The following is a 26254-nucleotide window of genomic DNA, read 5'->3' on the forward strand; positions in this document are numbered from 1 at the left end:
ACCGACGCTACGACGCGCTCGCGAAGATCACTCGAATAGGGACAAGCCATGACTGCTGGCCTCCGTCTCCAGCAGTCATGTTGAATCAGATTTTCGAGCCGGGGGGAATCCCGATTCAGCTAAGAACGAACGCGCTCTAGAGGATCGCCCATGGCGGTTTGGGGCCGAAAGAGGCAACGAGGAAGTCGATCATGACCCTGACTTTCGCCGGTGGCGCTCGGTCGGGCGAGTAGACGATGTGAATTCCCCCGAGATCGGCCGTGGGAAAATCGAGCGAGACGGGTTCGAGATCCCCCCGGCGAATGGTATCCGCGACGATGAACTCGGGCTCGTAGAGAACACCCAGTCCAGCGACGGCAGCAGCCACGAGGGCATCGCCGTTATTGGCGCGCATGCTGCCCTTCACCGGCACCCGGTTGTCCCGATTGCGTCCAAATGACCATTCGTCGGGGTGTGCGATGTCGGAGATCGAAAATCCCATGCAATTGTGGTTGCTCAACTCCACCGTCCGCCTGGGCCGTCCGCACTGGTCCCAATAACGCGGGGCCGCGCAGACGACCATCTCGCTGTCGGCAAGCTTGCGCGACACGAGGCGGCTGTCCCTGAGCCGGCCGACCCGGATCGTCAAATCCCATCCCTCGTCCATCAGATCGACGATGCGATCATTGAGGCCGAGATCCACAGTGACGTTCGGATGCATTTTGGCGAAGGCCGGGATGAGCGGTGCCAGATAGCGAACGCCGAAAGACAGAGGCGCATTGAGCCGAAGAAGGCCCGTTGCTTCGACACGTTGGGAGGCGATCATCGCCTCGGCTTCGTCCAATTCTGGAAGGAGCCGTGCCAACGCCTCGAGATATTGCTGACCGGGGCCGGTCAGATTGAGCTTGCGGGTGCTCCGCTGGAACAGCCGCACGCCGAGACGCCCTTCCAGGGCATCCAGGTGTTTCGTCGCCATGCCAGGAGACAGGCCGAGTTGCCGAGCGGCTGCAGAAAGGCTCCCTGCCTGCGCGGCGCGAGAGAAAACCTGCATTCCGGTGATGCGATCAAGCACGGCGATTTCCAACTGGCAGTAGGAACTGAATTCAGTTCTAGCCAGATTATCGACTCGTGAGGCAAGCCTTAAATAGTGAGCGGCTCCTCTTTGCACTGGCCGGACGCCGAAGATCGCCAAACTCTCCGCCCAACGCGCGACGACGCTACGCGCCGTGCAGCTTTCCCTCGGCGTGGTTCAAGGAAAACATCGATGCAGATCAAACCGGCCATCTTGATAATGGGCTATTTCCTGGCCGTCAGTCCGGCCATCGCCGTCGAGCCCGTGCGTATCGGCGTGACCACTATCCTGAGCGGCTCCAATGCGGCTTTTGGGCAGAGCGAGCAATATGGTATCGCACTCGCCCTCGAACGGATCAACGAGGCCGGTGGCGTGCTCGGCCGGCCGGTCGAGGCGTTCTATGGCGACAATGCCGCCGATCCTGCGGCCGGTGTCGCCGCAGTCAAGCGGCTGATCGAACAGCAGCACGTGTCGGTGCTGCTGGGCGCGCTCGCGACGCCTGTCACCCGCGCGATCATGCCGATCGCGAACGAGGCGAAGGTGCCGCTCGTCATCGATATTTCGGCGGGTCAGGAATTTGTCGATGCATCTGGTGTCGGCGGTAACGACTATTCGTTCAAGACGAGCCCCTCCGACGGCGATGTCGCCGGCGGCATGATGGGGTGGTTGAAGAAGCAGGGAGTCGCCAGCGTAGCAATCCTCGCCGATGACAATGATTTCAACCGCGCTAACGCAACGGCCATGGAGAAGGCGGCCTCCGTTGTCGGAATCAAGATTCTCGCCAATGAGCTCGCCGCCAAAGGGACAGCGGATTTCGCGCCGACTGTCCTGCGCTTCAAGGCATTGCAGCCCGATCGGGTCGTTATCCTCCTCAGTACCTCGACCGCCATGTTCTTTCGCGCCTATGAACAAGATGGAGGGGGCATTCCGCTGGCTGGTCGAATTGATTTCGCTGCGGCGGTCGGCGCCGTCTCTCCACAATTCGTCTCATCTGGCGGTCTCGATAAAGCTTTGAGCATATCCGTATTCATGCCCGCCGATGACACGCCCGACGTTCAAGATTTCGTTCAAGCGTATAGCTCTCACTATGGTCTGGTGCCGACACAACGGTCTCTCTTCGCCTATGAGGCGACCCGTCTGGTTGTCGACGCGACCCGCCGTGCGAATTCGGACAAGCCCGCGGATATTCAGCGAGCGCTTAAATCTTCTCAAATGCCGACACGGCTAGGGGGAACCTACGCGATGGATGCTCACAATCACTCACATACCCCAATGCAGATCGTCGGCTTGCGCGGCGGCAAAGTCGTCGTGATCGGCAAGGTAGGCACCTGACAAGACGCCCCCAATCACCCGTCCTTCACGAAGATCATTTAGTTCGAGGTCATCACCACGCCGGTTGCCGGATTGAGCACCAGCGGCCTGGTGTTGGGCGCATCGACGAAATCGAACAGACCGCCGAGCGAACCTGCGATACGGTCGAACGAGGCCTGGCCGGCCGGCGGGGCGGTCGGGCCGTCGATATAGTCCAGGCCGAAGTTGGTCTCGATGAAGCGCAGGACCGAGGTCTGGTCCGTGAGCGCGCTGTCGACATAGTTGCGCTTGGCAAAAGGCGAGATCACCAGCAGCGGCAGGCGCGGGCCATAGCCGCAGCGGTCGTTGTAGGCCGTGGCGGCGAGCGGGCCGGCGCATTGATGATCGTAGGCGGGATCGAGCGACTCGTTCACGACCGGCGCCAGCGCATGGTCGTACCAGCCGTCCGAATCGTCGTAGGTGATGAAGATCGCCATGTCCTTCCAGAACGGGCTCGCCTGCAACTCGTTGATGGTCCAGACCAGGAATTCCTGTTCCGACAGCGGATCCGACTTTTGCGGATGGCCCGTCTGGGTCGAAGGTGCCTTGATGAAGACGACCGACGGCAACGTGCCGCCGTTCAGCGCGGCGGTCAGCGAGCCCAGGCCGTACTGATGGTTCGCCTGGTCGCCGCTGGTGCCGATCGCCGCGATCGAGCTGGGCGGCAGATGATGCGGGTTGGCGGTCGACGCGTAATATTGGAACGGGTCGTAGTGGTTGTTGTAGGCGCTGGGGCACGTCCCGCCCTTGGTCGTGGGCGCGGTCGGGAAATCGCCGTAGAACCAACCCCAAGTCACGTTCTGCTGATTGAGCAGATCGCCGACGTTCTTGCTGGTCATGGTCACCGTAGGCTCGTTCTTGGACGGGCAATCCTCCAGTGCGCTGCTGACGTTGGCGATGACCGAGCCGTTCTGGACGAAGCCGGTGACCGGCTTCGGATCGTTGGCTGGGTTGCCGGTGACGTTGACGTGGGTCTGGCCCGACAGCAGGTTCAGATGGCCCATCACCGTGGTGCCGAATTCGGTGCCGTAGAAATTGTCGCTCATCGCGTAGTGCTGCGCATAGTTCCACAGCGCGGTCACCGTGTTGCCGTCGTAGTACGCCATCGCCAGATTGGCATCGCACGGCTTCTGGGTCGCGGTGTTCGTAGCGGTCGGCTGCGCGCTGGTCGCCTGCGGGTACTGATCCTGCAGCCCCTTGTCGGCGGCGAGTTGCTCGGCATCGTACGCATTGTCGTTGTCGCAGGTGACGGCATCGGCCGGGCTCAGGCGATAGGCCTGCGCCGAATTCGGATTGTGGGTCAGCAGTGTCGTGTTGGAACCGGCGGGTCCCAGGCCGTTGACCGACGGCGTGTTCGGCAGGGCCGTGAATTGCGGCGTGCCGGCCGGATCGCTCGGCGTATTCAGCGCCTGCGGGTATGTCGCGAAATAGTGATCGAAGGAGACGTTCTCCTGAAAGATCACGACCACGTGCTTGATTGGCGTGGCCTGCGCCTTCGCCTCTCCGGAGGCTGCGAGGCCCGACAGGATCAGGACGGATGCCGTCCAGAGCAGCGTCACCCGATTTTTCGCGAAAAACAACATTCTGCCCGCCCCTTGCCCTGTCCCATGGCTTCAGATCGGGCAGGGTAAAGGCCGGCAATGACGGCCAGATGACCGATTTCTTATGGGTTGCGTTTCCTTGTGGCCGACGCGCTGCCATCCAGGACCGGTTCAGCGGCACGCGCCACCGCGCCGGCCGTACGGATCTAGTGGTCCTCCGCCCGCAAGATCTCCGATCGGCCAAAGAATCGGACGGGAGGCTCTTCGTCAAAGGGAAGGCGATGCCAGCGTGATCACCAGGCAATTGCCGCCAGCCCGCGGCCGATAGATCGCGGTGACGCTCAGGCCCAGGACCATCTTGATGCCGGCCTGCCCCTCGGGCCGCTGGTCGGGCGTCTCCATGGCCTCGGCCGGTTTCCACAGCGTCGGATCGAACGGCGCCGCGTCGTCTTCGTAGGTGAGCGTCAGGACCGGCGCCATCTCCAGGCGCAGCCGGACGGGGTAATCGCACTCCCGCCCGTAGCCATATTTGATCGTGTTCGAGAACAGCTCCTCGACGATGATCCGAAGGCGCCCGATCTGGTCAGGGCCGAGGTTCCACGCGAGACCGGAATGTTCTATCGTCTCCAGCGCGGCAACCATGCCGCTCGTCGTGGCGGGGAAACTCACTTCAAGATCGGTCGGCATCGCCACCCTCTCTCCCTTGGGAACGTTCCAATGCGCAGTATGACATCCGGACGCGTCATCGCCCTCCTCCTGGTCATGATGCCCTTCGCCGCCTGGGCTGACGATCCGATCGGACAGATCAAGACCGAAACCGGCGCCGTGACGGTGGAGCGTGGCGGCAAGGCCCAGGCGATCGCGATCGGCGATCACGTCTTCCAGGCCGACACGATCGTGACGGCGCCAGACGGGACCGTCGGCATCACCTTCGCCGATAACAGCATGATGTCGCTGGGCCCGGATAGCCGCTTGGCGCTCGACCAGTTCCGCTTCGACACGACGACCGAGGATGGCGTGTTCAACTCGTCGCTCCAGAAGGGCACGCTCGCCGTCAAATCCGGTCAGATCGTGCATCAGACGCCCGAGGCGATGCATATCCGGACGCCGGCCGCCCTGCTGGGCGTGCGCGGCACCGAGTTCGTGGTTCGTGCCGACGGGAATAGCTGATGATCCTGTTCCTTCGTCGCCTGGCGCCGGCGCTGGGCTTCACGTTGCTGGCCGCCTGCGCCAGCAACGATCTGGTCGTTGTCCTGCCCGCGGCCGACGGCCATATCGGCGGCGTCGTGGTGCAGCATGGCGACAGCAAGATCCTGCTCGACAAGGCCTATGCCGCAGCGGGCGACGATGCCAAGCCCGTGACGGTCGATCCCAAGGAAATCGACCAGATCTTCGGCAAGACCCTGGCCGCGCGCCCGATCCCACCGAAGGATTACACGCTCTATTTCATGGCCGACAGCAACGAACTGGTGCCCGACTCGCGCGCCGCGTTCGAGGATGTCTTCGCCGAGATCGCGCGGCGCAAGGCATCGGAAATCGTGGTCACCGGCCATACCGACACGATGGGTGCGCCCGATTATAACGACAAGCTGTCGCTGGCCCGGGCCAAATCGGTTTCCAAGCTGTTCGTCGACCGGGGCCTGAAGCCGGACTCGGTGATCGCGGTCGGGCGTGGGCAGCGCGAGCTGCTGGTTCCGACCAAGGATCAGGTCGCCGAGCCGCGCAACCGGCGCGTCGAAATCACGGTGCGCTAGAGCCAGTCCACCGGATCGTCAGGATGGTCAGGTCGTCCGACGCCTCGGCACCATCGACGAAGGTGGCGACCGCCGCCTGAAGCTGTTCGATCACGGTCTTGGCGCTGGCGTGCGGCACGATTCCGGCCAGCAGCGCCTCAACCCGGTTCCGGCCCATGAGTGCGCCCTGCCCGGTCATCGCCTCGGTCACGCCGTCGGTCATCAGGCACAGGAGATCGCCGGGCTGCAGCTGGCAGGTCTCGGTCGCATAAGGAAAATCCTCGAGCACGCAGAGCGGCGGCCCGCCCTCCGCCTCGATCGTTTGCGGGGCCGTCCCCGCGCGGACCAGCAGCGGCGCGTCGTGTCCGGCGTTGCAAAAGCGCAACTCGCCGGTCGCGACGTTCAGGATGCCGGCGAACAGGGTGATGAACAGCATCTCGGGATTGTCACGCGAGATCTCGGCGTTGGCCCGGTTGACGATGGCGCCGATATCGGTCTCGCCGCGCAATGCGCAGCTTTTGCACAGCGACTTGCCGAGCGCCATGAACAGGCTGGCCGGCACGCCCTTGCCGCTGACGTCGCCGACCGCGAGGAACAGGTGGTCTTCGTCGATCTTGAAGAAGTCGTAGAGGTCGCCGCCGATCTCCCGGGCCGGGACCATCAGCGCGTCCAGGTCGAACCGGCGATCGTCGACCACGCTGGCGGCGGTCGGCAGGATGCCCATCTGGATCCGGCGGCCGGCCGCCAGTTCGCCATCGGCCTTCGCCGCGGCCAGCCGGCGCACCTCCAGCTCGTGGCGTAGCCGGCGGCGCTGGGCATCGGCCTCGGCCAGGCTACCGCCCAACAATGCCGCCAGGACGAGAACCTGGCCGATCATCGGGGTCGCCACGTCGAGCAGCAGCAACGCCTGGTGCCAGAGTCCGAAGCCGAGGATGGCGAGAAGCGCCATGGGCAGGATTGCCGCCAGGGCCTGCCAGCGCTGCCGTATGGCCGGCAGTGCCACGATCAGGAACAGGCCCAGGACGACGGTCAGCAGCGGTTCCGCCGCCGCAGCCCAGGGCGTGCGGCGCGCAAAGGCTCCGTCGATGATGTTCTCCAGCAGCTGGGCATGGATCTCGGTGCCGGGCATGGGGCCAAGCGGCGTCATGCGCTGGTCGGTCAGCCCCAGACCGGTGACGCCGATCAGGACCAGCCGCTGGTCGAACGTATCGGCCGGGACCCGGCCGGACAGGACGTCCGCGGCCGAGACGAAGCGCCGCGCGTCATGGGGGGAGAAATCGATCCAGACGCTGCCGTCCGGCTCGGTCGGGATGGTCACCGGTCCGACGGTTGCTTCCAGGACCGCGTGATCGCCCAGGCGCAGATCGATCCAAGGCGCTTGGGCGGCGAGCCGCAGCATCTCCAGGCCGAGCGACGGCGCCAGGCGGCCGGAGATCACGGAAATCAACGGCAGATGACGGAATGCGCCGTCCGAATCCGCATCGACCGACAGCACGCCATGGCCGGCGGCTGCGCGATCGAGCTCGGGAATGCTCCGCAGGGCCTCGGGAAAGCTCGGCAGGATCGTCGACGGATCGAAGTCTTTGCCGAGCAGACGGATCGGCGCGAGCTTTCCGCTGTCCTTCTGGCCACCGCCGCGATCGACCCCGCCCAGCCCGACCATGACCGGCCCGGCGGCGAGTGCGGTCTGCAGCAAGGCGTCGTGGCTCGGCAACTCCCGTAGGGCCGCATCGATGGCGGGCGGCAATGGACCGGCCTGCTGGATCCACTGCTCGGGCGACTGCTTGTCGGGCTCGGGCCAGATCAGATCGATGCCGAGGGCGGCCGGATGACCGGCCAGGATCTTCGTGATCAGGTTGGCGTCGATCTGGCGGGGCCATGGCCATTGTCCGACGGTCGCCAGGCTGGCGTCGTCGATCGCGACGATGACGACCGGAGTCGAGTCCAGGCGCCGCGGCATGGCGCGTTGATAGAGATCGAACAGCGCACGGCGCGGTCCGTCGAAGGTCGATCCGGCAAAGACTTGCAGGACGAGGAACAGCAACAGGACCAGGCCCGCGGCATGACGGCCCCAGCCCCGGATCAGCCCGCCGAAGGATCGGGCGATTGCGCCCACACCGGCGGTCAGAGGTCGATCACCAGGCCGTCGTAGGCCGCGTCGATCTGCACGGGCTCGCCCGACCGGGTGATTTCCTCGAAGCGGATGGTCTCAGCCAAGATGCTGTCGATCCGCTCGTCGTCGTAGACCGGCTCGTGATGGAACAGGCACAGCCGCTTGGCGCCGGCCATCTGGCACAGTTCCACGCCCAGCACGTTGCTGGAATGGCCCCAGTCTTCCTTCATCGTGATGGAATCGGCGAGGGAGTACATCGCGTCGAACACGACGAGATCGGCGGCCTGGAAGAAGGCGGCCGTGCTCTCCATTTCGGCCATGTCTTCCGGCTTGTGCTCGGCGTCGGTCGAATAGACGAAAATCCTGCCGCCCTGTTCGATGCGATAGCCGTAGGAATCATTGCCGTGCAACTGCAGCCGTCCGGTCACGGTGGCGCCGCAGATCTCGTACGGCCTGCCGGGCTCGAGTGCCACGAATTCGATACTCGATGGCAGCGCGCTGAACTCGACCGGGAAACACGGCTCGTGGCTCTGCGCTCGAATGGCCTGCTCGAGCTTCGGATGGCAGCTATAGAGGCGGATGCGATTGCCCGGGATGAAGGCCGGGATGAAGAACGGGAACCCCATGATATGGTCCCAATGCACGTGGGACATCAGCACGTGATAGGTCTGCGGCTTGCCCGGACCATGCTTCGCCAGCATGGACAAGGCGAATTCCCGGGCGCCCGAGCCGAGGTCGCACAGCAGATAATCCGGACCGCCCAGGTCGACCTGGACGCAGGACGAGTTGCCGCCATAGGTCCCGGCCTCGGCGAAGCTCAGTTCCTCGGCACAGAACGCCTCGGCCTTTTCTGCGGTGTCGAGCCCGCGGCCGGCGCCCTTGACCAGGGCGTTGACCAGCTTGCGGCGCACCGCCCGGCCGGTGAGCGGGGTCGGCAGCGAGCCGCGAGTGCCCCAGAAGGTGACTTGCATCGGCGGCCTCGATTCAATGGGCGTCGAATTCCGGGAGCGCGTCCGGGACCAGCTTCTCGATCGCCTCGCGGACCTTGCCGAACAGCGGGAAAACCAGGTTGAACCGGCTGATCGTGAAGATCTCGAGCACCAGCGGCTGTAACCCCGCGATGGCGAACGCCTTGCCCTGCCCCTTGCCGGCCTTGAACACGATCATGAGCGAGCGCAACCCGGCGCTGCTGATGTAATCGACCCCGGCAAGGTCGATGACGAGCGCGGACTTGGCCGTGGCCAGCGCCGCGGACAGCGCATCCTTGAAGGCTTCGGCGTTGGACAGGTCGATCCGGCCCGCCGCCGTCATCAGCACGGCATCGCCAAGGTTCGTTACGCTGCACTTCATCGACCGGCCGCTCCCACGACGTACGACTGACCATCCTTGCGACCAACCCTATCGCAATTTTCGCGGAATAGGGATTCCCCTCTGGAACGGCCGTGACCTGCTGCGCGCCCCCGATCGAGTCCCAGAGGACGTTCTCAAGTTCAGAATCTATTAATGAAGTTTTTCGAGCGCAACTTAACCGTTATTTCACGGATCTTCACTTATATTGCATTTAATGTTATTTTTCATGCGAAAGCAGCGCGCCATGAAGTTTGGACAAATACTCGCTCTTGCTGGCACATTCCTAGCCTTCATTGGCAGCGCCAATGCTGATCCCATCAATTTCTCGACGACCGGTTACTCGATTACCGGTATCGGCGCGGAATTTCAGACGGACTACGACAGCTTCACCGTCACCGGACTGTCGGGAATCGTCAATACCAACGCCGCCACGCCGGTCGAGATCGGGACCTATTCATTCACGGTCGGCCCGAATTGCTATGCTTGTACTCAGGCGCCATCGGGTTTCACGAGCAGCTTCACCGCGACGATCGGCACCCAGACAAAGAGCATCCTGCTGCCCTGGTCCTGGTCCAGCACCGGGCCGGTCGACTCACTGGTCGTCGGCAGCGCCGCTCCGGTGAATTTCAATCTCGGCACCGAGACCCTGGCCGTGACCGGCTTGAGCCTCGGCGATCTCAGTTCGGCCGGCGGCACGGTCTCCGGGAACATCTTCGCGAACTTCGACTTCCGGCCCCTCACCGCTGCCTTTGCCGCCAACAACGTCGCGGAGCCGGTTTCGATCGCCGTGTTCGGCGTCGGCCTGGTGGGATTTGGCGTGATGGCGATCCGCCGTCGACGCAAGTCCGCCACGCCCGTCTGATCGCAGGGCGCCGATGCCGGTCGATACGGTCGCCATCATCGATGGATTGAAGCTGCCGCTCGAACGGGCCTCCGAGGCGAAGTTCGGCGAGGTGGCGCTCCTGCTCGAGGAAATCCGCGACCTGCCCGGAATCCAGCAAGTGCTGGATCACGTCCGCCCGCGCCTGGTCAAGGCGCGACCGCGACGCAAGCCGAACCTGCAAAGGCTGTTCTACCTTCCGCTCGAAGACCTGATGGTCGATGGACAGGCCTCTCCCGGCAACGGCTTGTTACCCCGCCATCTGCCCGCGGCGCTTTGGCGCCATGTCGTCCAGTCCGCCAATAACGAGACGCGCAGGCAGCTCGAAACGACGCTGCGGCGGGTCAAGGCCGACGACCGTGCCGGACAGCGGGCCGTCGCCCGAAGGCTCTGGCCGTGGGTTGCCGGCGTGCTGACCGAACTCGCGGCCGGCCCGGCCAAGGCCGCACGCGCCCTCGGTCCCGATGCCGCCCTCCACGCCGAACTGATCGAGATCGCCACGCTGTGCCAGGTCGCCGATGCGATCGAAATCCTGAAGGAGGAGTTGCCGGCCCGGCCGATCTCTCCCCTGGGCGACGAGCAGATGGGGCTGGTCCGGCGCGTCATCGCCCGCCACGCGGCCGGCGATCCGGAGCGGACCTACGTACTGGTGCTTGCGGTGATGGTGCGGATGGCGAAGCCCATCGATTTTCTCAAGAGCTTCATGGGCCTGACCCTGGGCCTGCCGGCGTCCGACCGGGCACAGGTCTTCGATCGCCTCGCGCGCCTGATCGTGAGCGACGTGGGTTGCGCGGCGCGTCGGTTGGAAACCGTGCACCGTGGCGATCCGATCGCCGTGGCCGACGGGGCTCGCGCCCTGGTCGCCGGCTTTACCGCGATCGAAAAAACACTCAGGAACGACCCGGGAATGCGCCGGCAGATCGGCGACGCGCGCAAGATCGCCAAAGCCGCAGTGACGCAATTGCTGGACGATGTGCAGGGCAAGGTGGCGGCGGCGGTCGAGATCGGCGCCGAAGCACCGTACGAGATCCTGGTCGAGACCGAGAACGGCATCCTCGCCCTGCGCAAATGCCAGAGTTTCGCGGCACAGATCGGGCTCGACAGGGCGGTCGCCAGTCTGCTCGGCAGGATCGTGGCGGAGGTTCGCCGTAAGGTCGACACGCTGTTCGAAACGATTGCCGGACGTGCCGGCAGGATGCGCGACCGCGGCACCGCGATGCTGGAACTCTATTGGGCCGTACGCATGACGGAATTGGCCAGCAACCCGGACGATGCCGACAAGCTGCGACGCGAAGGCCTCGGTCTGATCGGTTGACTTTGTGTCGGAGCGGTTCGGTACCATCTATAGTGGGACCGCGACACCCATCCTCGTCCAAGGCGTCTTCCCATGACCATCGCAAGTTTCTTCGACTCCGTCGGCACGCGGTATGCCGACTGGCGACGGGAACGCTCGTTCTTCGGCAAGGCCGGCTGGGTCGCGGCCGGCGTCCTGGTGATCTTCGCACCGTTCCTGATCGTCTATCTGGCGGAATACCAGATCGCCGACGACCCCGACCTCAAGCCCAATCCCGCGTTCGAGGTCCAGGGCGGCAGCCGGGCGGTCGCCATGGCGGCGACCCTGATGGATGCGGAGATCCACGACGGCACCTGGGCGCCGAGCCGCCTCTGGTACCATCCGCTCGCCTACAGTTCGAACATGAAGAACTTCCAGATGGGCGAGCAATATGCCGTCTCGCGCTTCGCCGGCGAGATGGCGGATCTGCTGGGCCGCGACCGTGGTGCGGGCGACACCGACCCGGACCTGCGCAAGGCCAAGGGCGCCTTGAGCTTCGATCCGGCGATCTGGTCGCTGGTCACCTCGAACGGCTCAGTGCCGCAGTACGAGCACGGCGTCGAATTCCTGAATTCCTACAATCGCCGCCTGGGCGCGGGGCAAGCCCGCTTCGACAAGATCCCGGCGAACCTGTCGCTGTTCCTCGACCGCATCAACAAGGACCTGCAGAGCCAGAGCGCCATCATCGGCCTGACGGTACTGGAGCCGACCGACTATACGCCGGCCCAGATGCAGCACATGACCGACGCCGAACGCTCCATGGTCAGCACGAACGGCGGCTACTTCGACAGCCGCGCCTCGCAAGTGTTCTACGCGACCAAGGGCCGCCTCTACGCCTATTACGTGATCCTCGACGCCATCGGCACGGATTTCCACGACGTGATCGAGGCGAAGCGGGTCGGCGACCAGTGGCAGGACATGATCGGGACGCTCAGGGTCGCCGCGACCTACAAGAAATATTGGCCGGCGAATGGCGAGCGGGGCGACAGCATGGTGCCGAACGACCTCGTCTGGCAGGGCTATCTGCTGGGCCGCGCCGACGCGCTCTTGAGCGTGCTGACCGACACGATCAGCAAATAGCGCGTCAGACGAGTTCCGGCAGCAGGTGGCAGCGCCACAGCGTGTCTTCGAAGTCCCGACGAAAGAAGCCGAAATGGCCAATGCGCCGGGCACCGACCTCGGCGGGCGCCAGGCGTTTCATGCGGCGCGGCGCGCCCGAATAGCTGCCGTGAAGCGCTTCGGTGTTGCGCGCCGACATGAATTCGTCATCGGTGAAGGAGAGCGAGACGATCGGCAGCGCCAGTGCTGCGTAGGCTTGGCGTGCGTCCGGCCCCTCGGCACCCGCCGCATAGTCCGGATCCAGGCACCAACGGCGCCATTGCCACATGACGCCGGCCGGCAAGTCGCCGACCTTGCGCAGGCGCCGGCCGGGGAAATAGCCGCAGATCGTCGTCGCCACCGGCGCCGCGACGTACCAGAGCCACCATGCCATTCGCCGGAGCCGAGGCGCGTTCTCGCGCCAGTAGCCGCTGCCGGTCGCGATCGTCACCATCTTGGCGACACGGTCATTGCCCGGAACGAAGGGCAGGATCTGGCCGCCCAGGCTATGGCCGATCCAATAGAGCGGCCGACCGTCGATCTGCTCGTCCATCGCCGCGATGGCGGCGGCACAATCATGCCGGGCCCAGGCGAGAATGTCGGTGTCCAGGTCTCGAAGTCCGCCGCGGCGCGACAGGCCGATGCCGCGATAATCGAATGTCGCGACCAGGAAGCCTTGGGCGGCGAGCCAGCCGGCGAACGCGGCGTAGAAGGTCTGGGACACGCCCATCGCGGCCGCGATCAGCACGCCGGCCTTGATCCGGCCCGGCGGCGCGAACAGCCGCATCTGAATGGCCTGCCCGTCTCCGACGGCGATCTGCCGCTGCGTGAATTCCATGACGTCCTCCCCGGCCGATGCTAGCGCATCATCCCGCTCACAGGGATGACTAGGATGCGGCGACGCGCTTCAGGTCCGGTTGATCGTACGAGGTCCAGTCGCGACGCTCGTCGAACAGCAGGGTCGCGGTTTCCAGATTGACCGGACGGGAGAAATAATACCCCTGGCCGATATCGCAGCCGAGCGACTGCAGAATCTTCGCCTGCTCCGCCGTCTCGACGCCCTCCGCCACCAGTTCGAGGCCGAGGTCCTGGCCCAGTTCGATGATGGTCTGGACCAGCCGCAGCGCATCCGGATTGTCGACGATCTCGATCACGAACGACCGGTCGATCTTCAGCACGTCGAACGGAAAGCGATGCAGGTAGCTGAGCGACGAGAAGCCGGTGCCGAAATCGTCGAGCGACAATTCGACGCCGCGGCCTTTGAAATCGCGCAGCAATTGGACCATGCCGGCCGGATCGTCGAGCAGGACGCCTTCGGTGACCTCGAGCTTCAGTAGATGGGCCGCGGCCGGATCGCGGTCGAGATAATGCAGGATCTCGCGGGCGTTGGTCGGATCGGCGATCTGTCTCGGCGACAGGTTGACGGCGACCGTGAAGCGCTGGTCCAGCGTCCGGTTCGAGACCCAGTTCTTCGCCTGGTTCGCCGCCGCGTCGAGCACATATTTGCCGAGGTCGAGGATCGCCCGGCTCTCCTCGGCGATCGGAATGAACCGGCCCGGTGGAATTTGGCCGAGTTGAGGATGCATCCACCGCGCGAGCGCCTCGAACCCGCTCAGCCGGCCGCTCTTCAGATCGATCAGCGGCTGATAATGCAGTTGGATGTCGCGATTGCGAATCGCGTCCGGCAAGTCCGACTCGATCAGCAGCCTGCTGCGGCTTTCCTCGCGCAGGGTCGCATCGAAGAATTTGATACGGCCGCCGCCGGCTCGCTTCGCCTGTTCATGGGCCGCACGGGCCGAGGTCAGCAGGTCCTGGGCGGCACTGCCCTCGGGCTCGCTCGTCGCAAAGCCGACGCTGACGTCGATCGTTATGGTCCGCTCTTCGATCGACAACACCATGGGAAAGGCGGCGGCCAGACGATCGGTCAGCCGGGCCGCGCGAGCGGGATCGGTCGCGTCGAGCAGCATGGCGAACTCGTCGGCGCCGATGCGTGCGCAATTCTCGTCGGGGCCGACCAGGGTCCGAAGGAAATGGGCGATTTCGATCAGCACCCTGTCGGCGATGCGCGAACCATACGCGTTGTTGACGCGACGGAAGCGATCGATGTTGACCACGACGACCGCGTGAGGCGCCGTTGTCGGCAGGCCATCCAGAAGCTGCAGGAAGTAGTTCCGGTTGTTGACGCCGGTCAGCGGATCTTCATAGGCGGTCGCCTCGAGCTTTCGCTCGTAATTCTTCTGCAGCGTGATGTCGCTCCAGATCAGGAAGGCATTGCCATCGACCGTTTCTTCCCGGCTGATCTTGAGCCACCGCCCATCCGCCAGCTGCAATTCGCCCGGCACGCAAAGCCGGGCCGCCCGGGCGGCGTCGCCGCCGGCGACGGTATCGACGAACCGGTCACCGTCCTTCACCCCGTGCCCGGCGTGCCCCAGCAATTCCTCGACCCGGCTGTTGCAGACCAGGATGATGCCTTCCCGGTCGAGCAGCATCATGGCTTCGGTCGAGGATTCCAACGCCTCGACGAGACGGCCTTCGGCGAAGCGCCGCTGCGTTTTCTCCTTCGCCACCATCTGGCTGATGCGCTGTTGCATCACGGTCATCGAGCCGAGCAGCGCGCCGGCCTCGTCGGTGCCGCCTGGCGGAATGGCGGCGTCGAGTTCGCCGGAAGCGATGCGATCGGCCACGGCCGCAGCCGACGACAGCGGGCGCACGATCCGCCGGGATAGGAAGAACGCCAATACCAGCGAAACCAGAATCGCCGCGATCGTCAGGGCGCCGCTCGTGCGGTTTGCCCGACCGGTCACCGCCGTCGTCTGCTGCCGGTTGGCGAAGCCATCGGCCGCCATCTTCTCGATCAATCGATCGAAGCCGGCGCGCAATTCGTTCGACAGGCGCAGGGCATCCCCGCCGTTGCGGTCGCCCGAAGTGTTCTTCTGGCTGAGCCACGCCTGGGCCAGGGTCCGCACGTGACGAACTTCGGCCGCCGCCTCGGGCGAGGATGCCCGGGCTTCGGCCACATCCAGGTCCTCGAAAAAGCTCTCCTCGGGATCATCGGCGTCGGGCGCGCTCACCTTGCCGTCGAGCATCGGATTGCCCATCTGCTCGAACATCGTGTTCGCCGCCCGGGCATAGTTGATCGCCATCAGCGGGCGATCGTAGGTCTCGATGCCGAGTTGGCCGACCTCGCGAATCTCGATCGTGCCCCACACGCCCAGCGCCCCGGTGATGGCGCTCATCCCGAGGAAGGCCAGAAGCATCCTGCTCCGGATCGATCGAGACAGGCCAAACCGATACAAGAGCTTTTCCCCTGTTCTTTCGATGGGCGAAGAGCGGGCGGGTGACGTCATTGGACGGTGACGTGGAGCTTCATCTTCGGGTGGATATGGCAAAAGACGTCGAAACTTCCAGATGTCGTGAACCTGATATCGACGCTGGTGCCCGGGTCGGTTTCCGCGGATTCGAACTTGAAGCCGGCATTGTCGACGAAAACCTGATGGGTGAACTGGTCGTCGTTCGCGATGTGAAGCGTATCGCCTTTGTGAATTTCGATTTCGCTTGGATTGAACGTGCGCTTTTTCTGCGAGATGACCAAGGTTTCCGCCGCAAAGGCGTCGAACGCCAGCAGGACGATGGCGCAGCTTACGCCCAGCAGGACCTTGGTACGCGTGCTCACGGCTTCACCATCTGGCGTTCCATCGGGGCGAGAATGGCCAGGAACTTCGCCTGGGTACTCCAGGGCAGGCTCCGCCGATCCATCGCCGCCTCGAGATCCTCGACCAGGGCGTTGAAATCGGCCTCGTGCAGGTTGAGCCCCGCGTGCGTGTCGTGCATCGAGCGCCGCTTGTACTCGCAGCCGCCGCCGGTCAGCATGCAGAATTGCTCGTAGATCAGTCCTTTCAGCCGAGGAATGTTGACATCCTCGAAGATCATCTTGATGCGGTCGTCGGCGAGCGCGTTGTCGATCATGTCGCCGGCGAGGGCCGTCACGCCGGCCTGACCGCCCATGTCGTCATAGAGGGTCGTTTCGGCGAGACCGGGGCGTGCGACGGCAAGGAGCGCCAGTCCCGCGAGAACGGGAGCGAAGCGGGTGATCGACGTTGGCATCTTTCCTCTGCCCATCGTTAGAAGCCCAGCTGCAGGGAGGCGTAGACGCCGTCCTGGTCTTTCCGGGTCGCAATGCTTCCAAGATCGACGTAGGCCAGGGTCAGCGACGCATGCTTGTCGAGAAAATAGGCCGCGAACAGGTCGTAGGCGTTCTGTTCGGCAAAGCCGAGATTGTTCGGCTTGGTCCGATAGTCTGCGCCGATCGCAAAACGCTTCGAGATCAGATAGGCGGCCGAGCCTTCGAACTCCGGCTGGTAGCTGTCATCCTTGGCGCTGCCGAAGCCCAGGATGCCGAACTGGTTGGCCTTGGTCATGCGCAACGTGCCGGAGACCAGTACGCTTTCCGACAGCAGCAGCTTGGTCGCCGCCGCATAGAAGTCGACGCCATCGGTATCCTTGGCGCCGACCGCCTTCAGGATGTCGCCCCGATCGTTCGACTTGTACTGCAGGCCGATCGCCGTCTGCGGCAACCAGGACTGGTCGTATACGAGCTGGCCGAACAGGCGAAGCTTCGCGCCGACGACGTTCTCGTCGAAAGTGAAGCCCTTGCCGAGCCCGAGCGCCGCGCCGGTCGCGCGCGTATCGAACGACTGGTGGGCATACGACAGCTCCACCCGGTCATAGAGCCCGACGGCCACGCCGGCCGAATTCAGGTTGAAGCTGCGCAGCCCGACGAAGGTTTCATGCGCGGTGATGCCGATGCCGTCGGCCGTGCCGTAGCCGCCGATGACGGCCCAGGTCGCTAAACCGCCGCCGCCCGCTCCCTCGACCTGGCTGACGCCGCCGGTCGCCAGCAGCTTGCCCTCGTCGAACAGCGGACGTACGCGTTCCGGCTCGTCGGCGGAAGGATCCGCGGCGTCCTGGGTGGCGGCCATCGCCGGAATCACCAGCATGGATAGCGCGAAACAAGATAGGATGTGTCGAACGTGCATGGGCACCATTCATGGCGCCCAGGGATCAAAATAGAGTTAACGTCCGTGCGCACACGACATTGTTGCGGCGGAAATCTTTAACAATCAGCCCGGTCCCGTGCCATCGTGCGGTAGCCGAATATCCCCATGATCGAAGCGGGACGAAAACCCAGCCGGTCCCCGTTCCTCTCCGAAAGGATTTAAGGCCGATGGCCTCGAAGTTCCGCCTTGGCACCATCGCCTATACGAGCGATGGCCGCCGCTATTTCGTCGACGAGGTCGACAACGGCATCGTTTATTGTTCATCCCAGAGCGGTGCGGAGACAGAGTTTCCCGAGGGTCAGCTCTTTACCGAAGCCGAATGGAAGCTGCGTTCCGACAGCAAGCGAACAGATCTCTATCCCCGTCTCAAGCAGTCGGCTCCCTATACCAATGCGCCGCGGGTCGATCGGTCGGCGGCCGAGCAGATGCTGCTCAAGGTCGGTCGCCTGGCGCCCGGCATCCTCGATTTCGTGGCCCATGGCGTTGCCGCACGCATTCTGATCGAGCATGGCGACAAGGAACTCGCGGCCGGCCTGTCGATCGTCAAATGCCGGGGCGTGTTCGACTCGGTCGAGCCGGCGGTGCGGGCCGGCATCCTGGCGGAAACGCTGGGTGTGGCACCGGACGTTCTCGTCGGTGCGGCTCGGCTCGGCGACAATCTGATGCGCGCCATGCTGGAAAAGGGCCTCGCCGCCCACGGCGATGCGTTCGAGGCCTTTCAAAGCCGCCCACGTCAATAGATGGACAATTTCTCGGAACCCGATGGGCTCTTACGGGTTGGGTTGAAGATTTCGAAGCGCACTAGCGCGTCCCAACCTGGAGAGAACGAATGAATAAGATTCTTTTGGCCGGCGCCGCTCTCGTCATGAGTTCCGGCATGGCCCTGGCTCAAGACTATAACAGCTCGACCAGCACGACGACCACGACGCAGGCCCCTGTCGTCGTCGCCCCGCCGCCGGTGAGCACGACCACGCGGACCGAGCATTCGGTGTCCGACCAGAACGGCGTCATGACCGAAGAGACCAAGCGCGCCAAGGTCACGACCCCGTCGGTCGTGGCGCCGTCGGTCACCCAGACGACCCATACGGAAAAGACCACGACGTCGGGCAGCGACGACTGATCTTCGACGCAAGATCGCCTAGCCGATCAGCCGGCGCGGTCCCGAACGGGGCCGCGCCGGCTTGCTGTCCGGGGTCAGCGCTTCTCGAACAGGAACCGCGCACGCAAGGTGCCGGGGATGGCACGCAGCGCGTCCAGCACCTCGCCGGTGTCGAAATCGCCTTCCGCGTCGATCACCGAATAGCCGATTTCACCCTGGGTCTGCAGATATTGACCCGTGATGTTGGCGTTTCTCGTCGAGAATACCTCGACCGTGCGGGCCAGCAGGCCCGGTACGTTCTGGTGGATGTGCAGGTAACGCGTGCCGGCCGGGCGGATCGGCAACTGGGCCTGGGGAAAGTTGACGGCACCCAGGCTGGACCCGACGTCGCTGTAGTCGGCCAGCTTGCGCGCGACCTCGACGCCGATCCGCTCCTGCGCTTCGGCCGTGCTGCCGCCGATATGCGGGGTCAGGATCACGTTCGACAGCCCGCGCAACGGCGAGACGAATTCTTCCTCGACACCGGCCGGCTCGACCGGAAACACGTCGAACGCACCCCCCAGCAGATGCCCGCTCCGGAACGCCGCCGCGGCGGCGTCCAGATCGACGACCGTGCCGCGCGAAGCATTGATCAGGAACGCGCCCTTGCGCATGGCCTGGATCTCGGCCGCGCCGATCATGCCCGCCGTCTCCGAAGTCTCGGGCACGTGGAGCGAAATCGCATCGGAATCGGCCAGCAGCGCCTTGAGGCTCTTGGCCGCTCGGGCATTGCCGAGCGGCAGCTTGTCGGTGTGATCATGGTACAGCACGCGCATGCCGAAGGATTCGGCGACAATGCCCAGCTGCGCGCCGATGTTGCCGTAACCGACGATGCCGAGCGTCTTGCCGCGGACTTCCCAGCTATTGGCCGCGGACTTGATCCACTGGCCGCGATGGGCCGCGTCGCTCTTGGGCAGAATGCCGCGCATCAGCATGACGATCTCGCCCATCACCAGCTCGGCGACGCTGCGGGTGTTGGAAAAGGGTGCGTTGAACACGGGAATGCCGCGCCGGCGCGCGGCGGCCAGGTCGACCTGGTTGGTGCCGATGCAGAAACAGCCGAGCGTCACCAGCCGATCCGCCGCGTCCAGCACCCGGTCGGTGATCTGGGTGCGCGAGCGGATACCCAGCAGATGGACGCCCTGGACCCTTTGGATCAGGTCCTCTTCGTCAAGCGCCTTCGGCAGCCGTTCCACATTGGTGTAACCGCTCGAGGCCAGCGCCTGCACGGCCGAATCGTGCACTCCCTCCAGCAGCAGCACGCGGATCTTGTCCTTGGCGAGCGACAGTTTGGTCATGGAACGTCCCGAATCGAGGAAAGGCCTGGAGGCTGGTGCACCGTGGGCAGCGAGTATCCATCCTCGCAGCGGCAACTCAAATGAAACCGACGCAGGGCTCCGCTGCACTGCAGGATGGGTTGGCGCTTGTGCGCGCCCGGCCACCGGGGGCAAGCTCCAGGCAAATCCGCGCGCCCGAGCGCTGCACGAAGGACCGCCTCCCCAATGCCGTTCCCAGACGACCGTCCGGCCTCCCCACCCCTCGCCCTCGATGGCACCGACAAGAAATCCGATGCCGCCACGCCGGATGCGGCCAAGTCGGATACGGCCAAGTCCGACAAGGAGCCGGTCGCCCCGCCCAAGCGCTTCGTCACGCAGCACGAGGGCATCTTCCACGGCACCAGGCTCAGCTACGGCGTGACATCCGGCGAGACCCAGGTCGTCGACGTCGATGGCAAGCCGCGCGCCAGCCTGTTCACGTTCGCCTACATCCGCGACGGCGCCACCGACCCGGCGAAACGTCCCGTCACCTTCCTGTTCAACGGCGGGCCGGGCTCGGCATCGCTCTGGCTGCATATGGGGGCGTTCGGGCCGCGGCGGATCGTCGTGCCGGGCGACGGCACCGGCGCCGGCGCCGGCCCCTACGAGGTCGTGGACAATCCGCTCTGCCCGCTCGACCAGACCGATCTGGTATTCATCGACCCGGTCGGCACCGGCTACAGCAAGGTGCTGGGCGAGACGAAGGTCGAGGAGGCCTGGGGCCTCGACGGCGATGCCGGCATCATCGCCGATTTCATCAAGAGATGGCTGACCCTGAACAAGCGCTGGGCCTCGCCGCGCTATCTCTGTGGCGAAAGCTACGGCACGACGCGCGCGGTGGCGGTCGCGGGCAAGCTGCAGGGCGGCCTGTCCGGTGTCGCATTCAACGGCTTGGCGCTGATCTCGGTCATCCTGGATTTCCATACCGCGCGCTTCGAGAAGGGCAATACCCTGCCCGACGTCAGCTATCTGCCGACCTACGCCGCGACCGCCCATCACTACGGCCTGGTCGCCCCGGTGCCGAAGGACCGCGCGAGCTTCCTCGACGAAGTCCGAACCTTCGCCATCGAGGAATATGCGCCGGCGCTCCTGGCCGGCAGCCGGCTGGATCCGGCCCGGCGCAAACGGGTGCTGCGCAAGCTTTCCCGCTATTCCGGCCTCGGCGAGGCCTGGCTCGACCGATCGAACCTGCGCATCGATCCGGCACGCTTCCGCAAGGAACTGCTGCGCGATCGCGGGATCGTGCTCGGCCGGTTCGACACGCGCTACCAGGGACGCGACTATGACCAGGTCGGCGAATGGCCGGACAACGACCCGTCCGCCTATGCGATCGACAGCGCTTATGTCTCGGCGATGAACGACTACCTCGGCCGGACGCTGGCGGTGGAGATGGACCGGCCCTATGTCGTGTTCAATCGCACGGCGCTGACCAAATGGGATTGGCACGGCCCCAGGAACGAGAACCAGACGAGTTGGCCCGGCTACGTCAACGTCGCGCCGGAGCTGGGCCGCATCCAGCGCGAAAACGCCGGGGTCCGCATCCTGATGGCCAACGGTCTCTATGACCTGGCGACGCCGTTCTTCGCGGTCGAGAACACCGTCGCCGGCAACGGCATCGATGCCGGCCGCGTGACGATGCGCTACTACGATGCCGGTCACATGATGTATGTGCACGAGCCGTCATTCGACGCGCTCATGACCGATTTCCGCGCCCTGGTCGCGGGCACCTGATCGTTTTCCTTGAGGGAGCGGAGCCGTGCCCGTGACGCGGGCGAGGGTCCCGGCAATGGTCAGCGCCAAGCCGCATCCCCAAATGCTATAGGACCGGCCGTTTAGACGAGGACGAAGCTCATGAATCCGACCGACATCGCCCGCGTGCAGGACTATCTGCGGCGCACCTTCGACAACAAGCGCATCTGCATCGATCCTCCCGCCAAGCGTAACGCTCCGGTCGAAGTGCGCATCGGCGACGAGTTCCTCGGCGTGCTGCATCGCGACGAGGATGACGGCGAGGTCTCGTGGGCACTGCACATGACGATCCTGGAAGAGGATCTGCCGCCGGCACCGGTCGCCCCGCCGCGGCGCTGATCGCCTCTACACCAGCACGCGTTCCGGCGGCAGCAGGACAGTCACTACCGTTCCCCGTCCCGGTGCGCTGTCAATGGTGAGCGCGCCGCCGTGCAGCTCGATCAGGCGTTGGGCGAGCGGCAATCCCAGGCCGGTGCCTTCGTAGCGACGGGACAGCGCGTTGTCGACCTGCCGGAACGGCTGCAGCGCCACGGCGACCTCTTCCGCGCTCATGCCGATCCCGGTGTCGGCGATGCTGAGCGCGGTGCCGCCTGCCGCCGAGCGCGCGGCCGAAATGACGATCGTGCCGCCCGGCTCGGTGAACTTGGTTGCGTTGGATAGCAGATTGAGCAGCACCTGGCGCATGCGCACGGGATCGAGGTTCATGGCCGGCAGGCTTTCGGGAACCTCGACACTCAACGTCAGCTCGCCGGTGGCGACTTTCTCGCGCACGAACGGCAGGCAATCCTCGACCAGTGCCTCGATCGTCGACGAGCGCTCGTCGAGTTCCATCTGGCCCGCCTCGATCTTGGCAACGTCGAGCAACGCGTTGATGATCGCCAGCAGGTGCTGGCCGCTGTTGTGCATGTCGCGGGCATAGTCGACGTAGCGCGCCTGTCCCAGCGGGCCGAACAGCTCCGACTGCATGATCTCGGAAAAGCCGATGATGGCATTGAGCGGCGTCCGCAGCTCATGACTCATGTTGGCGAGGAACTCAGTCTTGGCGCGGCTCGCCTGCTGCGCCTGCTCCATGGTCCGCGACAATTCCTCCTCGCGGCTCTTCAACAGGGTGACGTCGACCAGCACGCCATCCCAAAGGATCGAGCCGTCCAACTGCAGAGTCGGCACGAAGCCGCCGCGCAACCAGGCGATGGCCCCGCTTTCGGCATGGACGACCCGGAACGAGCACCGCCAAGGCTCCGCCGTTTTGCTGGCCTCGAGCGAGGTCAGGGTCACACCGGGCCGGTCGGCGGCATGGATCCTGCGGAACAGCTGCAAGGGATCGCCGATCACGGCCTCGGGCGACAAGCCGTAGAGATCGCGGACATGGTCGCTGATGAACGGCACCATGATGGTGCCGTCATCGTGGGTCCGCAATTGCAGCACCAGGCCGGGGATATTGCTGCAGAGATGGCGCAGCTGCGCCTCCCGGCATGCCAGGGCGTCGTTCAATTCCTGCAATTGCGCTTCGCGATGCTTCAGATCGGTGATGTCGACGCGGATGCTGGCGCAACCGCCCTCGGCCGTCCGGCGCTCCTCGACCAGCAACCAACGGCCGTCGGCCCGCAATTGCTCGTGCGACGCCTTCGGCGAGCGATGTTTTGTCAGGCGGTCCGCCCGCCATTCCTCCCAGGTCGACGTGTTGCTGAACAGGCCGGCATCCCAGATGCCGCGCCAGAGTTCGAGCAAGGGCGTGCCTGGGACCAGCAGATGCTCCGCTCCCTGCACCATCGCCCGATAGGCCTCGTTGCAGATGACGAAGCGGTCGTCGGCGTCGAACAACAGGAAACCGCCCGGAATGGTCTCGATCGCATCGCGCAGCCGCGCCTCGCTCCGGATCGCCTTGCGTTCGGAGGCTTCGGCCTTGCGCAGCGCCGCCGCCAGCCGGGCCTCGCGTTCGATCTCGCGAAAATACCAGACCCACCCGCAGACGCCTTCGGGCGAGCCGTCCAAGCTGCGGCCGCCGATTTGCAAGGTGCGGCCATCGGTCAGGCGGACGTGACGCGCCTCCAGCTCGCCTGGGCTGCTGCAATATCGTTCCGGGTCGCGCAGCGAGGCCACGATGCCGGACGGGTCGACGACTCTGTTGCCGAAGCCCGCAAGCAGCGACAGGAAAGCGTCTTCGCCGGCCTCTTGGTCCGACAGGTGCCACATGTCGAGGAACCGGCGATTGCGCGACAGGATCCGTCGATCCGCGCCGACGACCAGAACACCGCCAGAGGATGCATCCTCATAGGCCTTCAGGATCAGCGCCGGGAGCGCCGTCTCCGAGACATCGTCAGCCGAGCGCTGAGTTGATTCGCGTCCAAGATGCATATTGGGTTCCAGCGGGTCGCGGATCGTGACAGTTGAGCGACAGGGTAGAGCCCCGCTATGAAGCCAATCTTAAGGACGGATCGGAAAGGCCGCGTTCAGCCGGTCTTCGCATCCGTTTCGGCTTGCTTCAGCTTACGGCGAACCTCCGCCTCCAACTGCCGCAACTGGCGATCGAAGCTCTCGATCCGCTCGAAACGCGCGCGCCGCTGCTTGGCGCTGCCCCGGCCCCAGAGCCGGCGAATGCTGAAATCGCCGGCGACGAACAGCAGGATCGTGCCCGAACCCAGCATGACGAGGGCCGCGATCCAGCCCCGGCTGCCGTCGAGCGCCATGACGCCGCCCCAGAACCCGATAGTGACCAGGGTGGACGACGCGACGAGCAGCAGCCGGCGCACGCTGACGTCCTTGCGGATCTCCGCCTTGCGCTGCTCGATCTCGGTGAACGAATTGATGAACTCCGCCTTGGCCATGGCTTGCCAGGTCCGGAACGACACGCCGCGCACGGTGCGGCCATCCCGGATGAATTGCTCGAGCTTGCGGATGAGATAGTCGGCCCGGTCTTGTGGCGTCGGATCGCTCATCTTCGAAGCCTAGCGGATTTATGGCTAACGAAAGGTTTCGATCGCTCCGTCGCCTATCTGTTGCTCAAGGCGATCAGCGCCGCATGCGTTATCGCCAGTTGGCTTTCCAGGCCGCGGATGACGGTGACCATCTCTGCGAATTCCTTCTCGCGCAGCATGTCGAGCTTCTGGTGCAGCAGCTCGATCTCCAGCTCCGATTTGATGTTGATGTCATAGTCGTGCTGGGCCGATTCCCGGTCGATCGTGCCTTGGCGATTCTGGCTCATCATGATCACCGGCGCCGTATAGGCGGCCTGGAAAGACAGAACCAGGTTGAGCAGGATGAAGGGGTACGGATCCCATTGCTCGACATAGGCCGTCACGTTCAGGAACATCCAGATCACCAGGATCACGCTCTGGATGATGATGAATTTCCAAGATCCGACCGTGGCCGCCACCCCGTCCGAAACCCGTTGGCCGAGCGTCAATCCGTCGCTTGGCGCGGCCGCCCGATGCCGCCGACGCGCCTCCCTCAGGCGCAGCAGCATGCGCATTTCTTCGACCTGCAGGGGATGGATCAACTGATCGAGCATCTCGTTCTCTCCGACGTTTGCATTCTCGCCGGAAGCTTAGCGAAATCGGCGAGCGACACACGTAATCGTTTCATGGCGGGCGGTGATTGACCGCGCGGCCGGTCGGACCGAGAATGGCGCCCATGGGAACGATATTCGTCGCGCGCAGCGCGAGCCTCAGCGACTGGGCCTCAGACGTCGGCCTGTCCAAGCATGTCTTCAAACTTGGCGTCACCGAGGACGACCCGAAGGGTCTAGTCGCGACCGGCTGGGCCGGCTTTCCGACCTGGGTCCTGCTGAAGCAGGCTCCAGCCAGCGAACTGACTGAAGACGCCGCGATCGAAAAACTGGCGGCCAAAGTCAAGATGGTCGATCCGACGCTCTATCCCAAGATCAAGGGCGTGCGCGGCATCTTCAAGGTGACACAGGCGCAGGTCGAGAACCACATCGTCGTCGCCCGGGCGCTGGAAGGCTCGACCGAGTTGCTGGCGCCGAAGCTGAAGCCGATCGACTACGCCGCCTTCATGATCCACAACGCCCTGCGCTGAGGTCGCGCGCGAACAGCTTGAGCGGCGGCTTGTCGGGTGCGGTCCGGACCATTCGCTCGAACGCGAGGCCGAGCCGCTCGAGCAGCCGGATCGAGCGAGCATTGTCCGGGTCCACGATCGCGAGGACGCGGGTCAGGCCGAGGTCGCCGGCGGCATGGGAGAGCGTTGCCTGTGCCGCTTCCATCGCATAACCCTGCCCGCGATAGACCGGGGAAAAGGCGAAGCCGATGTCGACATGATCGAGCGTGTCCCGTTTGATCAGGCCACAGAGTCCGATCGGTGTGCCGCCGTCCTTCAGCTCGACCAGCCACAGCCCGAATCCCAACCGCTGGTACATGGCGATCGGGCCGTCCAGAATGTAGGACCGCGCATCGTCGAACGTCCGCACATTCCGGTCGCCGATGAAGCGCAGCCAGGACGGGTCGTTGACCAGCGCATGAATGAAGGGGGCGTCCTCGACGACGAGTTCGCGCAGGATGAGTCGGTCGGTTTCGAAAGGTGGCATCAACA

General features: G+C 64.6%; 27 protein-coding genes. 11 read left to right on the plus strand and 16 right to left on the minus strand.

Annotation, left to right across the window (positions count from 1 at the left end; genetic code table 11):
- Window positions 1–136 precede the first annotated feature (136 nt).
- A complete protein-coding gene (locus tag VGV37_RS01255; protein WP_326877785.1) occupies window positions 137–1051 on the minus strand; it encodes a LysR family transcriptional regulator in 915 nt (304 codons plus the stop codon).
- A gap of 192 nt (window positions 1052–1243) precedes the next feature.
- Here VGV37_RS01255 and VGV37_RS01260 point away from each other — a divergent pair, with 192 nt between their 5' ends.
- Complete coding sequence (locus tag VGV37_RS01260) at window positions 1244–2383, plus strand: ABC transporter substrate-binding protein (protein ID WP_326877786.1); 1140 nt, start codon at window positions 1244–1246, stop codon at window positions 2381–2383.
- A 38-nt stretch (window positions 2384–2421) separates the two neighbouring features.
- Here VGV37_RS01260 and VGV37_RS01265 read toward each other — a convergent pair whose 3' ends face one another.
- Together VGV37_RS01265 and VGV37_RS01270 are read right to left on the minus strand one after the other, a co-directional pair.
- A complete protein-coding gene (locus VGV37_RS01265; protein WP_326877787.1) occupies window positions 2422–3960 on the minus strand; it encodes an alkaline phosphatase family protein in 1539 nt (512 codons plus the stop codon).
- A 249-nt stretch (window positions 3961–4209) separates the two neighbouring features.
- Window positions 4210–4629, minus strand: a complete 420-nt coding sequence (locus VGV37_RS01270; RefSeq protein ID WP_326877788.1) for an ATP-binding protein — start codon at window positions 4627–4629, stop codon at window positions 4210–4212.
- A 30-nt stretch (window positions 4630–4659) separates the two neighbouring features.
- Between VGV37_RS01270 and VGV37_RS01275 the strand changes: the two genes are divergently transcribed.
- Window positions 4660–5112, plus strand: coding sequence for a FecR family protein (locus VGV37_RS01275; RefSeq protein ID WP_326877789.1), 453 nt, complete (start codon window positions 4660–4662; stop codon window positions 5110–5112).
- The gene (locus VGV37_RS01280; RefSeq protein ID WP_326877790.1) at window positions 5112–5696 is read left to right on the plus strand and encodes an OmpA family protein; all 585 of its coding nucleotides are present in this window, start codon (window positions 5112–5114) and stop codon (window positions 5694–5696) included. Before VGV37_RS01275 ends, VGV37_RS01280 begins: the two co-directional genes overlap by 1 nt.
- Here VGV37_RS01280 and VGV37_RS01285 read toward each other — a convergent pair.
- The 3 genes from VGV37_RS01285 to VGV37_RS01295 are packed head-to-tail and all read right to left on the minus strand — an operon-like array spanning window position 5683 to window position 9138.
- Window positions 5683–7791: a CHASE2 domain-containing protein gene (locus VGV37_RS01285; protein WP_326877791.1), complete on the minus strand. Its 2109-nt coding sequence runs from the start codon at window positions 7789–7791 to the stop codon at window positions 5683–5685. The two genes, VGV37_RS01280 and VGV37_RS01285, sit on opposite strands and share 14 nt — an antisense overlap.
- 8 nt (window positions 7792–7799) lie before the next feature.
- Window positions 7800–8759, minus strand: coding sequence for an MBL fold metallo-hydrolase (locus VGV37_RS01290; protein WP_326877792.1), 960 nt, complete (start codon window positions 8757–8759; stop codon window positions 7800–7802).
- Between the two features lie 13 nt (window positions 8760–8772).
- Window positions 8773–9138 carry an STAS domain-containing protein gene (locus tag VGV37_RS01295; protein ID WP_326877793.1) on the minus strand — a complete coding sequence of 122 codons (366 nt, stop codon included), beginning with the start codon at window positions 9136–9138 and terminating at the stop codon, window positions 8773–8775.
- 244 nt (window positions 9139–9382) lie between these two features.
- Between VGV37_RS01295 and VGV37_RS01300 the strand changes: the two genes are divergently transcribed.
- From VGV37_RS01300 to VGV37_RS01310, 3 genes are all read left to right on the plus strand, one after another.
- Window positions 9383–10000, plus strand: coding sequence for a hypothetical protein (locus VGV37_RS01300; protein ID WP_326877794.1), 618 nt, complete (start codon window positions 9383–9385; stop codon window positions 9998–10000).
- 13 nt (window positions 10001–10013) lie between these two features.
- Window positions 10014–11333 (plus strand): hypothetical protein, encoded by a 1320-nt coding sequence (locus VGV37_RS01305; RefSeq protein ID WP_326877795.1) that lies wholly within the window; start codon window positions 10014–10016, stop codon window positions 11331–11333.
- 72 nt (window positions 11334–11405) lie between these two features.
- Entirely contained in the window at window positions 11406–12431 is a 1026-nt protein-coding gene (locus tag VGV37_RS01310; RefSeq protein ID WP_326877796.1) for a DUF2333 family protein, read from the plus strand.
- Window positions 12432–12435: 4 nt separating this feature from the next.
- On the opposite strand, the gene VGV37_RS01315 is transcribed toward VGV37_RS01310, so the two are convergent.
- The 5 genes from VGV37_RS01315 to VGV37_RS01335 form a co-directional block, all read right to left on the minus strand.
- Window positions 12436–13287, minus strand: a complete 852-nt coding sequence (locus VGV37_RS01315; RefSeq protein ID WP_326877797.1) for an alpha/beta fold hydrolase — start codon at window positions 13285–13287, stop codon at window positions 12436–12438.
- Between the two features lie 49 nt (window positions 13288–13336).
- The gene (locus VGV37_RS01320; protein WP_326877798.1) at window positions 13337–15706 is read right to left on the minus strand and encodes a putative bifunctional diguanylate cyclase/phosphodiesterase; all 2370 of its coding nucleotides are present in this window, start codon (window positions 15704–15706) and stop codon (window positions 13337–13339) included.
- Between the two features lie 86 nt (window positions 15707–15792).
- Complete coding sequence (locus VGV37_RS01325) at window positions 15793–16122, minus strand: cupredoxin domain-containing protein (protein ID WP_326877799.1); 330 nt, start codon at window positions 16120–16122, stop codon at window positions 15793–15795.
- Window positions 16119–16553 (minus strand): group 1 truncated hemoglobin, encoded by a 435-nt coding sequence (locus tag VGV37_RS01330; protein WP_326877800.1) that lies wholly within the window; start codon window positions 16551–16553, stop codon window positions 16119–16121. The genes VGV37_RS01325 and VGV37_RS01330 overlap by 4 nt, the downstream gene beginning before the upstream one ends.
- A gap of 17 nt (window positions 16554–16570) precedes the next feature.
- The gene (locus tag VGV37_RS01335) at window positions 16571–17446 is read right to left on the minus strand and encodes a DUF3034 family protein (protein ID WP_326877801.1); all 876 of its coding nucleotides are present in this window, start codon (window positions 17444–17446) and stop codon (window positions 16571–16573) included.
- Window positions 17447–17673: 227 nt separating this feature from the next.
- On the opposite strand from VGV37_RS01335, the gene VGV37_RS01340 reads away from it, so the two are divergent.
- Window positions 17674–18246, plus strand: a complete 573-nt coding sequence (locus tag VGV37_RS01340; protein ID WP_326877802.1) for a hypothetical protein — start codon at window positions 17674–17676, stop codon at window positions 18244–18246.
- 89 nt (window positions 18247–18335) lie between these two features.
- Window positions 18336–18626 carry a hypothetical protein gene (locus VGV37_RS01345; protein WP_326877803.1) on the plus strand — a complete coding sequence of 97 codons (291 nt, stop codon included), beginning with the start codon at window positions 18336–18338 and terminating at the stop codon, window positions 18624–18626.
- A gap of 74 nt (window positions 18627–18700) precedes the next feature.
- On the opposite strand, the gene serA is transcribed toward VGV37_RS01345, so the two are convergent.
- The gene (gene serA / locus VGV37_RS01350; protein ID WP_326877804.1) at window positions 18701–19942 is read right to left on the minus strand and encodes a phosphoglycerate dehydrogenase; all 1242 of its coding nucleotides are present in this window, start codon (window positions 19940–19942) and stop codon (window positions 18701–18703) included.
- 204 nt (window positions 19943–20146) lie between these two features.
- Between serA and VGV37_RS01355 the strand changes: the two genes are divergently transcribed.
- Both VGV37_RS01355 and VGV37_RS01360 read left to right on the plus strand, forming a co-directional pair.
- Window positions 20147–21691 (plus strand): S10 family peptidase, encoded by a 1545-nt coding sequence (locus VGV37_RS01355; protein WP_326877805.1) that lies wholly within the window; start codon window positions 20147–20149, stop codon window positions 21689–21691.
- A gap of 120 nt (window positions 21692–21811) precedes the next feature.
- Window positions 21812–22048 carry a DUF3126 family protein gene (locus VGV37_RS01360; RefSeq protein ID WP_326877806.1) on the plus strand — a complete coding sequence of 79 codons (237 nt, stop codon included), beginning with the start codon at window positions 21812–21814 and terminating at the stop codon, window positions 22046–22048.
- Window positions 22049–22054: 6 nt separating this feature from the next.
- Here the strand turns inward: VGV37_RS01360 and VGV37_RS01365 are convergent, their stop codons facing one another.
- From VGV37_RS01365 to VGV37_RS01375, 3 genes are all read right to left on the minus strand, one after another.
- Complete coding sequence (locus VGV37_RS01365) at window positions 22055–24064, minus strand: ATP-binding protein (RefSeq protein ID WP_326877807.1); 2010 nt, start codon at window positions 24062–24064, stop codon at window positions 22055–22057.
- Window positions 24065–24159: 95 nt separating this feature from the next.
- On the minus strand, window positions 24160–24645 hold the full coding sequence (locus tag VGV37_RS01370) for a hypothetical protein (protein ID WP_326877808.1): 486 nt from the start codon (window positions 24643–24645) through the stop codon (window positions 24160–24162).
- Window positions 24646–24698: 53 nt separating this feature from the next.
- Window positions 24699–25217 carry a DUF1003 domain-containing protein gene (locus tag VGV37_RS01375; protein WP_326877809.1) on the minus strand — a complete coding sequence of 173 codons (519 nt, stop codon included), beginning with the start codon at window positions 25215–25217 and terminating at the stop codon, window positions 24699–24701.
- A 122-nt stretch (window positions 25218–25339) separates the two neighbouring features.
- Here VGV37_RS01375 and VGV37_RS01380 point away from each other — a divergent pair, with 122 nt between their 5' ends.
- A complete protein-coding gene (locus tag VGV37_RS01380) occupies window positions 25340–25744 on the plus strand; it encodes a hypothetical protein (RefSeq protein WP_326877810.1) in 405 nt (134 codons plus the stop codon).
- Here VGV37_RS01380 and VGV37_RS01385 read toward each other — a convergent pair.
- A complete protein-coding gene (locus VGV37_RS01385; protein ID WP_326877811.1) occupies window positions 25719–26249 on the minus strand; it encodes a GNAT family N-acetyltransferase in 531 nt (176 codons plus the stop codon). The genes VGV37_RS01380 and VGV37_RS01385 overlap by 26 nt on opposite strands.
- Between the last annotated feature and the right edge of the window lie 5 nt (window positions 26250–26254).

The organism is Aliidongia sp. (assembly GCF_035943795.1).
In the GTDB taxonomy this organism is placed as follows: Bacteria; Pseudomonadota; Alphaproteobacteria; order ATCC43930; family CGMCC-115725; genus Aliidongia.

Bases quoted from the DNA above. Each gene is read 5' to 3' on its own strand.
- VGV37_RS01260 (WP_326877786.1), top strand. From the start codon at position 1,244: ATGCAGATCAAACCGGCCATCTTGATAATGGGCTATTTCCTGGCCGTC.
- VGV37_RS01270 (WP_326877788.1), bottom strand. From the start codon at position 4,629: ATGCCGACCGATCTTGAAGTGAGTTTCCCCGCCACGACGAGCGGCATG.
- VGV37_RS01275 (WP_326877789.1), top strand. From the start codon at position 4,660: ATGCGCAGTATGACATCCGGACGCGTCATCGCCCTCCTCCTGGTCATG.
- VGV37_RS01280 (WP_326877790.1), top strand. From the start codon at position 5,112: ATGATCCTGTTCCTTCGTCGCCTGGCGCCGGCGCTGGGCTTCACGTTG.
- VGV37_RS01290 (WP_326877792.1), bottom strand. From the start codon at position 8,759: ATGCAAGTCACCTTCTGGGGCACTCGCGGCTCGCTGCCGACCCCGCTC.
- VGV37_RS01295 (WP_326877793.1), bottom strand. From the start codon at position 9,138: ATGAAGTGCAGCGTAACGAACCTTGGCGATGCCGTGCTGATGACGGCG.
- VGV37_RS01300 (WP_326877794.1), top strand. From the start codon at position 9,383: ATGAAGTTTGGACAAATACTCGCTCTTGCTGGCACATTCCTAGCCTTC.
- VGV37_RS01305 (WP_326877795.1), top strand. From the start codon at position 10,014: ATGCCGGTCGATACGGTCGCCATCATCGATGGATTGAAGCTGCCGCTC.
- VGV37_RS01310 (WP_326877796.1), top strand. From the start codon at position 11,406: ATGACCATCGCAAGTTTCTTCGACTCCGTCGGCACGCGGTATGCCGAC.
- VGV37_RS01315 (WP_326877797.1), bottom strand. From the start codon at position 13,287: ATGGAATTCACGCAGCGGCAGATCGCCGTCGGAGACGGGCAGGCCATT.
- VGV37_RS01320 (WP_326877798.1), bottom strand. From the start codon at position 15,706: ATGCTTCTGGCCTTCCTCGGGATGAGCGCCATCACCGGGGCGCTGGGC.
- VGV37_RS01330 (WP_326877800.1), bottom strand. From the start codon at position 16,553: ATGCCAACGTCGATCACCCGCTTCGCTCCCGTTCTCGCGGGACTGGCG.
- VGV37_RS01335 (WP_326877801.1), bottom strand. From the start codon at position 17,446: ATGCTGGTGATTCCGGCGATGGCCGCCACCCAGGACGCCGCGGATCCT.
- VGV37_RS01340 (WP_326877802.1), top strand. From the start codon at position 17,674: ATGGCCTCGAAGTTCCGCCTTGGCACCATCGCCTATACGAGCGATGGC.
- VGV37_RS01345 (WP_326877803.1), top strand. From the start codon at position 18,336: ATGAATAAGATTCTTTTGGCCGGCGCCGCTCTCGTCATGAGTTCCGGC.
- serA (WP_326877804.1), bottom strand. From the start codon at position 19,942: ATGACCAAACTGTCGCTCGCCAAGGACAAGATCCGCGTGCTGCTGCTG.
- VGV37_RS01355 (WP_326877805.1), top strand. From the start codon at position 20,147: ATGCCGTTCCCAGACGACCGTCCGGCCTCCCCACCCCTCGCCCTCGAT.
- VGV37_RS01360 (WP_326877806.1), top strand. From the start codon at position 21,812: ATGAATCCGACCGACATCGCCCGCGTGCAGGACTATCTGCGGCGCACC.
- VGV37_RS01365 (WP_326877807.1), bottom strand. From the start codon at position 24,064: ATGCATCTTGGACGCGAATCAACTCAGCGCTCGGCTGACGATGTCTCG.
- VGV37_RS01370 (WP_326877808.1), bottom strand. From the start codon at position 24,645: ATGAGCGATCCGACGCCACAAGACCGGGCCGACTATCTCATCCGCAAG.
- VGV37_RS01375 (WP_326877809.1), bottom strand. From the start codon at position 25,217: ATGCTCGATCAGTTGATCCATCCCCTGCAGGTCGAAGAAATGCGCATG.
- VGV37_RS01380 (WP_326877810.1), top strand. From the start codon at position 25,340: ATGGGAACGATATTCGTCGCGCGCAGCGCGAGCCTCAGCGACTGGGCC.
- VGV37_RS01385 (WP_326877811.1), bottom strand. From the start codon at position 26,249: ATGCCACCTTTCGAAACCGACCGACTCATCCTGCGCGAACTCGTCGTC.